8 protein-coding genes are annotated in these 14,502 nt (G+C 53.9%); 6 read left to right on the forward strand and 2 right to left on the reverse strand.

Translation table 11 applies throughout. From position 1 onward, the window contains the following. Positions 1-237: 237 nt before the first annotated feature. The 5 genes from purL (at position 238) to glnB (ending at position 8,626) form a co-directional block, all read left to right on the forward strand. A complete protein-coding gene (purL, locus tag P2W74_RS06095; RefSeq protein ID WP_276294309.1) occupies positions 238-4,125 on the forward strand; it encodes a phosphoribosylformylglycinamidine synthase in 3,888 nt (1,295 codons plus the stop codon). A 566-nt stretch (positions 4,126-4,691) separates the two neighbouring features. Next, complete coding sequence (qseE, locus tag P2W74_RS06100) at positions 4,692-6,122, forward strand: two component system sensor histidine kinase QseE/GlrK (RefSeq protein WP_276294310.1); 1,431 nt, start codon at positions 4,692-4,694, stop codon at positions 6,120-6,122. A 23-nt stretch (positions 6,123-6,145) separates the two neighbouring features. Further along, the gene (gene qseG / locus P2W74_RS06105) at positions 6,146-6,877 is read left to right on the forward strand and encodes a two-component system QseEF-associated lipoprotein QseG (protein WP_276294311.1); all 732 of its coding nucleotides are present in this window, start codon (positions 6,146-6,148) and stop codon (positions 6,875-6,877) included. Beyond that, positions 6,877-8,211, forward strand: a complete 1,335-nt coding sequence (gene glrR / locus P2W74_RS06110) for a two-component system response regulator GlrR (RefSeq protein ID WP_328517918.1) — start codon at positions 6,877-6,879, stop codon at positions 8,209-8,211. The genes qseG and glrR overlap by 1 nt, the downstream gene beginning before the upstream one ends. 76 nt (positions 8,212-8,287) lie before the next feature. Continuing rightward, entirely contained in the window at positions 8,288-8,626 is a 339-nt protein-coding gene (gene glnB, locus P2W74_RS06115; protein WP_002914032.1) for a nitrogen regulatory protein P-II, read from the forward strand. A gap of 95 nt (positions 8,627-8,721) precedes the next feature. Here the strand turns inward: glnB and hmpA are convergent, their stop codons facing one another. Continuing rightward, positions 8,722-9,912, reverse strand: coding sequence for an NO-inducible flavohemoprotein (hmpA, locus tag P2W74_RS06120; RefSeq protein WP_276294313.1), 1,191 nt, complete (start codon positions 9,910-9,912; stop codon positions 8,722-8,724). Between the two features lie 325 nt (positions 9,913-10,237). On the opposite strand from hmpA, the gene glyA reads away from it, so the two are divergent. Then, positions 10,238-11,491: a serine hydroxymethyltransferase gene (glyA, locus tag P2W74_RS06125; protein WP_192613087.1), complete on the forward strand. Its 1,254-nt coding sequence runs from the start codon at positions 10,238-10,240 to the stop codon at positions 11,489-11,491. A 65-nt stretch (positions 11,492-11,556) separates the two neighbouring features. Here the strand turns inward: glyA and P2W74_RS06130 are convergent, their stop codons facing one another. Beyond that, the gene (locus P2W74_RS06130) at positions 11,557-14,448 is read right to left on the reverse strand and encodes an alpha-amylase family protein (protein WP_276294314.1); all 2,892 of its coding nucleotides are present in this window, start codon (positions 14,446-14,448) and stop codon (positions 11,557-11,559) included. Positions 14,449-14,502: the final 54 nt, after the last annotated feature.

Genomic DNA, 14,502 nt, shown 5'->3' on the forward strand with positions numbered 1-14,502 from the left:
GTGCGTTTTCTCAGCCTGAAAATGTAGTGATTAAAGCCAGTGTGAGTCATTGATGTGCGGCATTTTGCGCAACAATACGACAGTTGGCAACTAATTCGGAATCAGTGTCGCATCGGATGATAAGAAACGGCTGTGATTTTATTTCGACGCAAACGGTTTCGTCAGCGCGCCAGATTCTTTATAATGGCGCCCGTTTCCCCACTTGGGCACACCGAAAGCTTAGAAGACGAGAGACTTATGATGGAAATTCTGCGTGGTTCGCCTGCACTGTCTGCATTCCGTATTAACAAACTGCTGGCGCGTTTTCAGGCTGCCAACCTCCAGGTCAACAATATTTACGCTGAGTATGTCCATTTTGCCTGCCTGAATGCCCCGTTGAACGACGATGAGCACGCGCAGCTTGCCCGTTTGCTGAAGTATGGCCCGAGCTTACGCAGCCATACCCCGGAGGGAAAACTGCTGTTGGTTACCCCTCGTCCTGGCACCATCTCTCCCTGGTCTTCCAAAGCAACGGATATTGCACACAACTGCGGCCTGCAACAGGTGAGCCGTCTGGAACGTGGCATTGCCTGGTACGTTGACGCTGAGCCACTGACCGCTGAGCAGTGGCAAAGCGTTGCCGCTGAACTGCACGACCGCATGATGGAGACGATTTTCTCCTCGTTGAACGACGCAGAAAAACTGTTTGTTCACCACCAACCGGCACCGGTTGCCAGCGTTGATGTGCTGGGCGAAGGTCGTCAGGCATTGGTTAACGCTAACCTGCGTCTGGGCCTGGCGCTGGCGGATGACGAAATTGATTATCTGCATACTGCCTTCAGCAACCTGGGCCGCAATCCAAACGACATTGAGCTTTATATGTTCGCCCAGGCGAACTCCGAACACTGCCGTCACAAGATTTTCAACGCCGACTGGATCATTGATGGCGAGCAACAGCCGAAATCGCTGTTCAAGATGATTAAAAACACCTTCGAGGCCACGCCGGATCACGTGCTTTCTGCCTATAAAGATAACGCGGCGGTAATGGAAGGTTCTGAAGTGGGGCGCTACTTTGCCGACCATGAAACGGGTCGTTACGACTTCCATCAGGAACCTACACACATCCTGATGAAAGTAGAAACCCATAACCACCCGACGGCGATTTCGCCGTGGCCGGGTGCGGCGACTGGCTCCGGCGGTGAAATCCGTGATGAAGGCGCGACCGGGCGCGGTGCGAAGCCGAAAGCCGGTCTGGTCGGTTTCTCCGTTTCTAACCTGCGTATTCCGGGCTTTGAACAGCCGTGGGAAGAAGATTTCGGTAAGCCGGAGCGCATTGTTACCGCGCTGGACATCATGACCGAAGGCCCGCTGGGCGGCGCAGCATTTAACAACGAATTTGGTCGTCCGGCGCTGAACGGTTACTTCCGTACGTATGAAGAGAAAGTGAACAGCCACAACGGCGAAGAGCTACGCGGCTATCACAAACCGATCATGCTGGCGGGCGGGATCGGCAATATCCGCGCCGATCACGTACAGAAAGGCGAGATCGTCGTTGGCGCGAAGCTGATCGTACTCGGCGGTCCGGCGATGAATATCGGTCTCGGCGGCGGCGCGGCGTCTTCCATGGCGTCCGGCCAGTCTGATGCCGATCTCGATTTTGCTTCCGTCCAGCGCGACAACCCGGAAATGGAACGCCGCTGCCAGGAGGTTATCGACCGTTGCTGGCAGTTGGGCGACGCGAACCCGATTCTGTTTATCCACGACGTTGGCGCGGGCGGTCTCTCTAACGCGATGCCGGAACTGGTGAGCGACGGTGGGCGCGGCGGCAAATTTGAACTGCGTGACATTCTCAGCGATGAGCCAGGTATGAGTCCGCTGGAAATCTGGTGTAACGAATCGCAGGAACGTTATGTTCTGGCGGTTGCTGCCGATCAGTTGCCGCTGTTTGATGCGCTCTGCAAGCGCGAGCGTGCGCCGTACGCTGTGATCGGTGAGGCGACCGAAGAACAGCATCTTTCGATGAATGACCGTCATTTCGATAATCAGCCTATCGATCTGCCGCTGGATGTCCTGTTGGGCAAAACGCCGAAAATGACCCGCGATGTGCAGCGGCTGCAAGCAAAAGGCGACGCGCTGGATCGTCGTGATATTACCGTTGCCGATGCGGTCAACCGCGTCCTGCATTTACCTGCCGTGGCGGAAAAAACGTTCCTCGTCACCATCGGCGACCGCACCGTCACCGGCATGGTGGCGCGCGATCAGATGGTTGGCCCGTGGCAGGTTCCGGTGGCGAACTGTGCGGTAACCACCGCCAGCCTGGACAGCTACTACGGCGAAGCCATGTCGCTTGGCGAGCGTGCGCCGGTCGCGCTGCTGGATTTCTCTGCTTCCGCCCGTCTGGCGGTTGGGGAAGCGCTCACCAACATTGCGGCGACGCAGATTGGTGATATCAAACGTATCAAACTGTCTGCAAACTGGATGGCGGCAGCAGGCCACCCGGGCGAAGACGCTGGCTTGTATGAGGCCGTAAAAGCGGTGGGTGAAGAACTCTGTCCGGCATTGGGTCTGACCATTCCGGTGGGCAAAGACTCAATGTCGATGAAAACCCGCTGGCAGGAAGGCAACGAGCAGCGTGAAATGACCTCGCCATTATCGCTGGTGATCACCGCGTTTGCCCGCGTGGAAGATGTTCGTCACACCATCACACCGCAGCTCTCCACGGAAGACAACGTGCTGTTGCTGATTGACCTTGGCAAAGGGCACAACGCACTGGGCGCAACTGCGCTGGCGCAGGTTTACCGTCAGCTTGGCGACAAACCGGCAGACGTGCGTGACGTCGCACAGCTGAAAGGCTTCTATGATGCGATGCAGGCGCTGGTGGCGCAGCGCAAACTGCTGGCTTACCATGACCGTTCTGATGGCGGTTTGTTGGTGACGCTGGCTGAGATGGCCTTTACCGGTCACTGTGGCATTCAGGCGGATATCGCTGCTCTGGGCGACGATCGTCTGGCCGCGCTGTTTAACGAAGAGCTGGGGGCTGTCATTCAGGTTCGTGCGGCGGATCGTCAGGCCGTCGAAGCAGTGTTGGCACAACATGGTCTTGGCGACTGCGTTCACGCGTTAGGTCAGGCCGTTTCCGGTGACCGTTTTGTTATCGAAGCGGAGGGTCAGGTTGTCTTCAGCGAAAGCCGTACCACATTGCGTACCTGGTGGGCTGAAACCACGTGGCAAATGCAGCGTCTGCGTGACAACCCTGAATGTGCCGATCAGGAACATAATGCGAAAACCAATGATGCCGATCCTGGCCTTAACGTGAAGCTGTCGTTTGATATCAGCGAAGATATCGCTGCGCCATATATCGCGACCGGTGCGCGTCCAAAAGTTGCGGTGCTGCGCGAGCAGGGCGTCAACTCGCATGTGGAAATGGCTGCCGCCTTCCACCGTGCGGGCTTTGATGCAATCGATGTACACATGAGTGACCTGCTGGCGGGGCGCACGGGCCTTGATGACTTCCAGGCGCTGGTGGCGTGTGGCGGCTTCTCTTACGGTGACGTGCTGGGGGCGGGTGAAGGTTGGGCGAAATCGATCCTCTTTAACAACCGCGTGCGTGATGTGTTCGAAACCTTCTTCCACCGTCCGCAAACGCTGGCGCTTGGCGTGTGTAATGGCTGCCAGATGATGTCCAATCTGCGTGAGTTGATCCCGGGCAGCGACCTGTGGCCGCGCTTTGTGCGTAACCATTCCGACCGTTTTGAAGCGCGCTTTAGTCTGGTGGAAGTGACCCAAAGCCCATCCCTGTTACTGCAGGGAATGGTTGGCTCACAGATGCCGATTGCGGTTTCTCATGGGGAAGGGCGTGTGGAAGTGCGTGACCATACGCATCTGGCTCAGCTTGAGAGCAAGGGGCTGGTGGCGCTGCGCTATGTCGATAACTTCGGCAAAGTGACCGAGACCTACCCGGCGAACCCGAACGGCTCGCCGAACGGGATTACGGCGGTGACCACTGAAAACGGCCGCGTCACCATCATGATGCCGCATCCGGAGCGCGTTTTCCGCACGGTGAGCAACTCCTGGCACCCGGAGAACTGGGGGGAAGATAGCCCATGGATGCGCATCTTCCGTAACGCGCGTAAGCAGTTAGGTTAATCAACATCTGCGAGAGGCCCGGTAGCATGATGCTTACCGGGCCCGCTAAACGGCAGGCCGGATAAACCGAAATAGCCAACCGTGGACGCTTTTTTGTCGTGGTTCCGCGACAAATGCCAGATCGCAGTGTCTCCAAAAGGAGACGTTTAATTGATTGATTTTTATAGAGTGTGCTGAGTTTGAGATTGGCTGTCTCTTTTTGACGACACAATGGCGAAATCTTACTCACTTTGGCTTTGCTGCTTTTTTGTCGTAAAGTTAAATAAAATCATGATGTTAATATAATGCTTTAACTATTGGCATGGTTTCTGCATAATGCTAAGCAGTGGCTCATTCACCTTCTTATGTCAGCCCCTTCGGGACGTGCTACATAAACTTCGAATGACGCACAACAAGGTGCCTGCCGTCCAACATCTGATAATAGCACTGCTTTATCAACCATCGGGCGAAACGTCGAGTTAGGCACCGCCTTATTCCATAACAAAGCCGGGTTAAGCCCGGCTTTGTTGTATCTGAGGTTTCCCTCAGTTAGCATCCTTCTATTCGTCTCCGATGAGAGTAACGCTTTGAAGCGCTGGTCTGTATTTCCCCGGTCATTACGCCAATTGGTTATGCTGGCATTCCTGCTGATCCTGCTCCCTTTACTAGTGCTGGCATGGCAGGCATGGCAAAGTCTCAACGCCCTGAGTGCGCAGGCGGCGATGACCAACCGCACAACCCTGATTGATGCCCGTCGCAGCGAGGCGATGACCAATGCGGCGCTTGGGATGGAGCGCAGTTATCGTCAGTACTGTGTGCTGGACGACCCCACTCTGGCAAAGGTCTATCACGGCCAACGAAAGCGCTACAGTGAAATGCTGGACGCGCATGCCGGCGTATTGCCGGATGACAAGCTTTATCAGGCATTGCGTCAGGATCTGAACGCGCTCACCCAACTACGCTGTACAAACAGCGGTCCGGATGCGGCGGCAGCGGCGAGCCTGGAAGCCTTTGCTCACGCCAACACCGAGATGGTACAGGCGACACGAACCGTTATTTTCTCTCGCGGACAACAGCTTCAGCAGGAAATTGCCGAGCGCGGACAGTTCTTTGGCTGGCAGGCGCTGGTGCTGTTTCTGGTCAGTCTGGCCATGGTGCTGCTCTTCACCCGCATGATCATTGGGCCTGTAAAAGGGATTGAGCGGATGATCAATCGACTGGGGGAAGGGCGTTCGCTGGGGAATGCCGTTTCGTTTACCGGTCCCCGTGAACTACGCTCAGTGGGCCAACGTATTATCTGGTTGAGCGAGCGTTTGTCCTGGCTTGAATCACAGCGTCACCAATTTTTACGCCATCTCTCACATGAACTGAAAACCCCGTTGGCCAGTATGCGCGAGGGAACAGAGCTGTTGGCCGATCAGGTTGTGGGTCCGTTGACGTCGGAGCAAAAAGAGGTGGTCGGTATTCTCGACAACAGCAGTCGCAACTTACAGAAGTTGATTGAGCAACTGCTTGATTACAACAGAAAACTGGCAGATAGCGCCATTGAACTGGAAAGCGTTGAGATTGAACCACTGGTCGATATGGTGGTTTCCGCTCACAGTTTGCCAGCCCGCGCTAAAATGATGCATACCGACGTCCGACTGGTTGCGAACACGTGCCTGGCGGAGCCGATGCTATTGATGAGCGTGCTGGACAATCTTTATTCCAATGCGGTGCACTATGGTGCTGAATCCGGTAACATTTGTATCAGTAGTAGTCTGCATGGCGCCACGGTGCATATTGATGTCACAAATACCGGCACCCCGATTCCAGAAGCAGAAAGAGCCATGATTTTCGAGCCGTTTTTCCAGGGAAGTCATCAGAGAAAAGGGGCTGTGAAGGGCAGCGGACTGGGATTAAGCATCGCCAGGGACTGTATCCGTCGTATGCAGGGAGAACTTTATCTGGTCGATGAGAATGCGCAAGAAGTGTGTTTCCGCATAGAGCTGCCGCTATCTGCATCGAAAAACCATTAAAAATGAAGCTAAGTCTGGTGAGTATGCCACACGTTTTTGTTCGAGTTTTTAAACGACTTTTTTCCCGACGGGTGTTATTCGCGAGCGTGCCGTGTCTGGCGCTGATAGGGTGCGCACCGCACGCGGCTAAACATCTCGTCGGCGATCCGTCTCAGGAAAAAATCCCGCCTTATCAACTGGCGGATTACCTTTCTACCGAGTGTGCTGATATTTGGTCATTACAAGGGAAGTCCACGGAGAGCAATCCGCTTTACTGGCTGCGGGCGATTGACTGCGCCGACCGTCTGCTGCCGATCCAGTCGCGTAACGAGGCGCGCGCGCTTGAGGATGACTCCTGGCAGAGTGCCTTTAAGCGTGGAATTTTACTGGCGGATGCCAAAATATCGCCCATTGAGCGACGCGTTTCCGTGACCCAACTGGACGCCCTGAGTTCACAAATCCCCGCCCAGGTTCGCCCTCTTTATCAACTTTGGCGCGATGGGCAGATGCTGCAATTACAGCTTGCCGAAGAACGGCAGCGCTACAGTAAGCTTCAGCAAACGACGGACAGCGATCTCGACACGTTGCGTCAGCAACATCAGCATTTACAGGCACAGCTCGATCTCACCACCCGCAAGCTGGAGAATTTGACCGATATTGAGCGCCAGCTTTCCACGCGTAAACCCGCCGGTAACTACAATCCTGACGTGATGCGCGGCAACGACAAACCTGACGAAACGACGCCTGCGTCATCACAAGATGAGGTAACGCCATGATCAGCCGCAAACCGGCGCATTTACTGCTCGTGGATGACGATCCGGGCTTGCTAAAACTGCTCGGGATGCGACTGACCAGTGAAGGTTACAGCGTCGTAACGGCAGAAAGCGGCCAGGAAGGACTGCGCATACTGAATCGCGAGAAAGTGGATTTGGTGATAAGCGACCTGCGCATGGACGAAATGGACGGCATGCAGCTGTTTATCGAGATCCAGAAAGTACAGCCGGGTATGCCGGTCATTATTTTGACCGCTCACGGTTCGATTCCCGATGCGGTAGCCGCAACCCAGCAAGGTGTTTTCAGCTTTCTGACCAAGCCGGTGGACAAAGACGCGCTGTATAAGGCGATCGACGAAGCGCTGGAGCAATCGGCTCCCGCGACGGACGATCGCTGGCGTGAATCTATCGTCACCCGTAGCCCCTTAATGCTGCGCTTGCTGGAGCAGGCGCGCATGGTGGCGCAGTCGGACGTCAGTGTCCTGATTAACGGACAAAGCGGCACCGGGAAAGAGATCTTCGCGCAGGCTATCCATAACGCCAGTCCGCGCAGCAGTAAACCGTTTATCGCGATTAACTGCGGCGCATTGCCGGAGCAGTTGCTGGAGTCCGAATTGTTTGGTCACGCGCGCGGGGCATTTACCGGCGCGGTAAGCAATCGCGAAGGCCTGTTCCAGGCGGCGGAAGGCGGCACACTGTTTCTTGATGAGATTGGCGACATGCCCGCGCCGTTACAGGTCAAACTGCTGCGTGTCCTGCAGGAGCGCAAAGTCAGGCCGCTCGGCAGCAATCGCGATCTCGATATTGATGTGCGGATTATTTCTGCCACCCACCGCGATCTGCCCAAAGCGATGACGCGGGGCGAATTCCGTGAGGATTTATACTATCGCCTGAACGTGGTGAGCCTGAAAATTCCCGCGCTGGCCGAGCGTGCGGAGGACATTCCACTGCTGGCGAATCATCTGCTGCGTCAGTCGGCAGAGCGGCATAAACCGTTCGTACGCGCTTTTTCAACGGATGCTATGAAACGTCTGATGACGGCTGGCTGGCCGGGGAACGTCCGCCAACTGGTGAACGTTATCGAACAATGCGTGGCGCTCACCTCTTCGCCGGTGATCAGTGATGCGCTGGTGGAACAGGCGCTGGAAGGGGAGAATACGGCGTTGCCAACCTTCGTTGAAGCGCGCAACCAGTTTGAGCTGAACTATTTGCGAAAACTGCTGCAGATCACCAAAGGTAATGTGACCCATGCAGCGAGAATGGCGGGGCGCAACCGGACCGAATTTTATAAATTACTCTCCCGTCACGAGCTGGATGCAAACGACTTCAAAGAGTAGTTTTCATGCCGTAAAGTAACGTGAATTGTGGTACGGTAACCCGATTAAAAGACAGGCGACCTTTTCAAGGAATAGCATGAAAAAGATTGATGCGATTATTAAACCCTTCAAGCTGGACGACGTCCGTGAGGCGTTGGCAGAGGTGGGTATCACCGGTATGACGGTTACGGAAGTGAAAGGTTTTGGCCGCCAGAAAGGCCATACCGAACTGTACCGTGGCGCGGAATATATGGTGGATTTTCTGCCGAAGGTGAAAATTGAAATTGTGGTGACTGACGACATCGTGGACACCTGCGTCGACACCATTATTCGTACTGCACAGACAGGTAAAATCGGCGACGGTAAGATCTTCGTCTTTGACGTGGCTCGCGTGATCCGTATTCGTACCGGCGAAGAAGACGACGCGGCGATTTAATGCCGCGTGAGTTTTGCCGGATGGCGCCTTTTCCGGCCTACAGGGTTTCATTCCCCGTAGGCCTGATAAGCGAAGCGCCATCGGGCGATTTACAACTACAGCACCTTATGCGGGCCGAAGCATTCGTAATGAATGTTTTCGTTTTTCACACCGAGATTCACCAGTTGCTTCGCAGCAAATTGCATAAAGCCGACCGGACCGCAGAGGTAAAACTGCATTGACGGGTCGCTGATTGCCCCTTCCAGTTTGTTTAAATCCATCAGACCCTCGCTATCGAAACCACCTTTGGTACGATCTCCTGCGGTCGGCTCACGATACCAGGTATGTGCGGTAAAGCGTGGCAGCGTCTTGCCCAGTGCGTTCACTTCATCAGCAAAGGCATGTACATCGCCATTTTCCGCCGCGTGGAACCAGTTCACCTGCGCGGTGTGATGCGTTTTCGCCAGCGTGTCCAGCATCGCCAGCATTGGTGTTTGCCCGACGCCTGCGGAAATCAGAGAAACAGGGGTATCGTTGGCAACGGCCATAAAGAAATCCCCCGCCGGGGCCGCTAAATGCACCACGTCGCCCACGTTTGCATGGTTGTGCAGCCATGTTGAAACCTGACCGCCATCTTCGCGTTTAACGGCAATACGATAGCCTTTGCCATCTGGCTTGCGGGTCAGTGAATACTGACGAATCTCCTGATGCGGGAAACCTTCCGGCTTCAGCCAGACGCCCAGATATTGCCCTGGATGGTATTCTGCGACGGCGCCGCCATCGACAGGCTCAAACTCAAAACTGGTGATCAGCGCGCTACGCGGGGTTTTATTCACGATACGGAACGGGCGCGTCCCTTCCCAGCCGCCGGTTTTTTCTGCGTTCTCGCTGTAAATTTGCGCTTCACGATTGATAAAGACGTTAGCCAGTACGCCGTAGGCTTTTCCCCACGCATCCAGCACGTCCTGACCCGGGCTGAACATCTCATCCAGCGTCGCCAGCAGATGGGCTCCCACGATGTTGTATTGCTCAGGTTTGATCTGGAAACTGGTGTGCTTCTGCGCAATTTTCTCAACCGCAGGCAGCAGGGCAGGCAGGTTTTCAATATTGCTGGCATACGCGGCAATCGCGTTAAACAACGCTTCGCGCTGATCGCCATTGCGTTGATTACTCATGTTAAAAATTTCTTTGAGTTCAGGGTTATGCGTAAACATGCGATCGTAGAAATGGGCGGTCAGTTTAGGACCCGTTTCGACCAGCAGGGGAATGGTGGCTTTTACAGTGGCGATGGTTTGGGCGTCAAGCATGCGGGCTTCCTTTTATTTAAATCTTTAATGATGTATATCAAATGCATCTTATAAAAATACCCCTGCATTGTAAATGGTTCTTTGTGATTTTGCGTTTGTAACGTTACAAAATGAAAAGTCTGCATCACAAACCTGAAAAGAATTCCGCTAAAATCCATAAGACCTTAATTCGACAAAGCCTTGCTCTGCCTGAAGGTAATCGTTTGCGTAAAATCCTTTGTCAAGACCTGTTATCAATGAATGATTCAGTTATACTGTTGGTCGTTGTCCAACGGGACTGCCTTTTAAGGCCAAATTTTATCGTTAGCTGAGTCAGGAGATGCGGATGTTAAAGCGTGAAATGAACATTGCCGATTATGATGCCGAACTGTGGCAGGCTATGGAGCAGGAAAAAGTACGTCAGGAAGAGCATATCGAACTGATCGCCTCCGAAAACTACACCAGTCCGCGCGTCATGCAAGCGCAGGGTTCTCAGCTGACCAACAAGTATGCTGAAGGATATCCGGGCAAACGCTACTACGGCGGTTGCGAATATGTGGATGTCGTCGAGCAACTGGCGATCGACCGCGCGAAAGAACTGTTTGGCGCTGATTACGCTAACGTCCAGCCGCACTCTGGCTCTCAGGCGAACTTCGCGGTCTACACCGCGCTGCTGCAGCCGGGCGATACTGTTCTGGGGATGAACCTGGCGCAGGGCGGTCACCTGACTCACGGCTCTCCGGTTAACTTCTCCGGTAAGCTGTATAACATCGTGCCTTACGGCATCGATGAGTCCGGTAAAATTGACTACGCCGACATGGCGAAGCAGGCTCAGGCGCACAAACCGAAAATGATCATTGGCGGCTTCTCCGCTTACTCCGGTATCGTTGACTGGGCAAAAATGCGTGAAATCGCAGACAGCGTTGGCGCGTACCTGTTCGTCGACATGGCACACGTCGCGGGTCTGATTGCCGCTGGCGTTTACCCGAACCCGGTTCCACACGCTCACGTTGTCACCACCACCACCCACAAAACGCTGGCTGGCCCGCGCGGTGGCCTGATCCTGGCGAAAGACGGCAGCGAAGAGCTGTACAAAAAACTGAACTCCGCAGTCTTCCCAAGCGCTCAGGGCGGCCCGCTGATGCACGTAATCGCGGCGAAAGCTGTGGCGCTGAAAGAGGCGATGGAGCCTGAGTTCAAAACCTACCAGCAGCAGGTAGCGAAAAACGCCAAAGCGATGGTGGAAGTGTTCCTGAACCGTGGCTACAAAGTGGTGTCTGGCGGTACTGAGAACCACCTGTTCCTGCTGGATCTGGTCGACAAAAACCTGACCGGTAAAGAAGCGGATGCGGCGCTGGGCCGCGCCAACATCACCGTCAACAAAAACAGCGTACCAAACGATCCGAAGAGCCCGTTTGTGACTTCCGGTATCCGTATCGGTTCTCCGGCTGTCACACGCCGCGGCTTTAAAGAAGCGGAAGTGAAAGAGCTGGCGGGCTGGATGTGTGACGTGCTGGACAACATCAACGACGAAGCGGTTATCGAACGTATTAAAGGTAAAGTGCTGGATATCTGCGCACGCTTCCCTGTTTACGCGTAATTCTGCCTTGCAGAATAAGAAAAGGCCGCGAAAGCGGCCTTTTTTCATGGTTGATATCCCTGACGCTATTTGCCCGCGCTGTAAACAGTGAACAGCAAATTGTGCGAGGGCTCATCCTGCCAACTCACTCCCCCATCGACAGTGCGGCGAAGTTTGCTGCCTTCGTTATGGGCTTTAGGACGACTTAGCGTGCCGTAGCTGTTCGTTCCCCTGGAGTCACTGGCTTCAGATCCTTGTGAGCTGAAAATAATCGCGTAACGCTTGTTGATATCCAGCCCGGTTAAACGCGGCCAGACCGAATAAATCGCAGGCGAAGCAGGCAGATTGAACGGCGGCAGCGCGGCGCTAAATAGCTGCTTCGTCGGATTATCTTGTTCATCGAGCTGGACAATCTGTACCCGGAAATTATCGGCGGGTACGGCGTTGACGTAGTTTTCAAACAGCCAAAAATCCAGCTTCGGCAGATCAGTGTGCGTCAGGGTAAAGGTTTGCATAAGCTGATTTTTCCCCTGCAAATCGAAGCGTTTTTCGCCGAATTGTGGACTGTCTTTGACAATATGCATTGAGGGGACTGCGGAGGTAGTATCGTAAACTTTTATCCGCGGCATCTGCACTTTCCCTTTGGCGTCGAGATAGCTTAAACGCAGTTGCGTTGTGGAGACTGCAGGAAAGCTCATCGTGCGATTATCACCAATGAGATAACCGCGCGTCAGCGGACGCCATTGTTTACCGTCATGCCATGACAGCGTGTAGTTACGTATGGTGAAAGGCGCAGGCTCCTCGATCACGACCTGGTTAACACGCGTTGGTTGTGAGAGGGTGAGTGTATACGCTTTGTCTTCTGCCGTGAGGCTCGCCCCTTTCGCGATATCGGGCGGTGGAAGTGTTGGTTGCAAAGTTGTACGCGTAAAATGCAGAATCGCCGTTCCGCCTGCAGGAAGTTGATAGCGAATATCATCTGAATTTTGCTGCCAGCGTATACCCTCATACAGGCTGGTTACCTGCCATGGCGAGCTGCCTTTCAGTCCCAGTGTGCTTGCGGAAAGCTGCCACTCTTTATCCTTATCTCCCCAGTTGGTTAGCGCGACATAGACGCTACTGTCGTCGGCATGTTGTACCAGTACCTCAGGACTGTGTTCGGCAAGATGATAAACATTGCTCATTGTCAGTGGACGTGCGGCACGGCCGCTGGTGGCCAGTTTTAGTAACGACGTATTTTCAAGCCACGCGCTGCGATCTTCGTCAGTAAAGGGGAAATTATCGCCCGCCAACCAGTGGCCGCCATCCATAGCGACGGCGGTAGCCAGTCGTAGCGCCGCGCGTTGTCCGGAGCGAGAGTCACCCTGTAGCAGTTGTTCCGGCATAAACATATCCGCATCGTTAAAGCGATAAAGCGTGTTGTTACTCCACCAGGACAACGCAGTGTTAAAAGCCTGACGCTCAATACCGCTGTAATTAGCGACGCCCAGGGAAGTATCGCAGGCGGTTCTTCTCCCTTGGGTAAAGGCGGCGGGCAGCAGAGGAGAGATAGAGGCATCAAGGAAAATCGGGCGCTGCGCTTTTAGTACCTCATCACGCATAATTTTCATGCCAATACGGTAATTTTGTATCCCGTTTACGGCGCTATCGTGATGCTGTCCTTCGTATAATCCCATATCAAGGAAATCAAGCTTGATGTAGTCGAAGTCCCAGTCGATATAGTTTTTGATATTTCGTCGCACAATATACTGCGCTGCAGGGTGGGACATATCCAGTGCATAGCTGTTGAGATAGGTCTTAACCAGTTTGCCGTTGCTGTCCTTCAGGCAGGCGTCACGATGGGTATAACCTGTATTATCTACCGGAAGATCCAGCCAGTTTTCATAGATGGTAAAGGGGGTCAGGTAACCACCTGCCTTGAGACCCTTCTTGTGTACATAGCTGGTGAAGGCGGTCATTCCTTGCGGATAACCGTCGGGTTGAAAGCCGCCATCCATGTTGACGTACTCATAGCCCAGTGGTTTGAGCTGTTGTGCAATGTAGTCGGTGATTGCATACATATCACTCGCTTTGCCGTAACTGTCGTGGGAATAAAATGCGTTAAATCCCATTGGCGCAGTTCCCTGCCAGGACATACCCGGCTCCCCCTGGTTATAGACTTTTCCGTATGTTTCCAGTCCATCACGATAGTCAGAGAAGTAACCGATAAAAAACAGATCGGAGGCCACCTGTTTTCCTGTTTGCTCGCCCCCCCAGTTATATAGCGCAAAACGACTGAGTGGCCCGTTGACCCGATCCGCTTCTCCTAATTGCTGGCTGCTTTTCCATTTTTGCACCGTGGCTGCACCGGCTATCAGACCATGGTGATTCTGGTTATCAAACAGTGCGGTCACCCAATGGCTGATACCGTTGAATGTCACCATCGGCTCTTGCGGATTGGCAAAACGGTCAGTGCCGTTCTGGCTCTGTCCAAACTGATTGACTGGCGCAACACCAAAATCAAAATTATTGGTGTAAGGTGTTGTATAGATACGCTTGTCGTCACCGGATGCAATATCTGCAAAAGCAGCGGTAATCGGTAAGAGTTTTGTTACCGTCAGCGCTGAAGAAGCCGAGACCTCCATATCAGTGAGTAGCCAGGGGCTACGATCGAAAAACCAGAAACGCGTCGTCAGTGTCTGCCCGTCGGCAAAATGACTGGTCAGCACCAGTTTATTCCCTTGCCCCCAGCGTTTGTCGGTAACGGTTTGCCACTGAGGTGTACGTTGCGTTGCTTGTGTGCTGTTAAGCGTGTATGTAGGGCGTTGCAACTGCGCTTCGCTATGAAACTGCGTTATCAACGGCGTGCTGCGCCACAGTAAATCACCTTCGCCTTTTTCCAGGTTATATCGCAATGTGTAATCACCATGCTGGATGGTGACATGGTTACCCTGCTGCTGAAATTGCGCAGCGTAGGCGCAGGGAATGAGAAAAAACATCAACAGCCCAGCGGCCAGTCTGCTGGGGCGTCTACCATTTTGTTTCATAGCATT

The organism is Citrobacter enshiensis (genome assembly GCF_029338175.1).
In the GTDB taxonomy this organism is placed as follows: domain Bacteria; phylum Pseudomonadota; class Gammaproteobacteria; order Enterobacterales; family Enterobacteriaceae; genus Citrobacter_D; species Citrobacter_D enshiensis.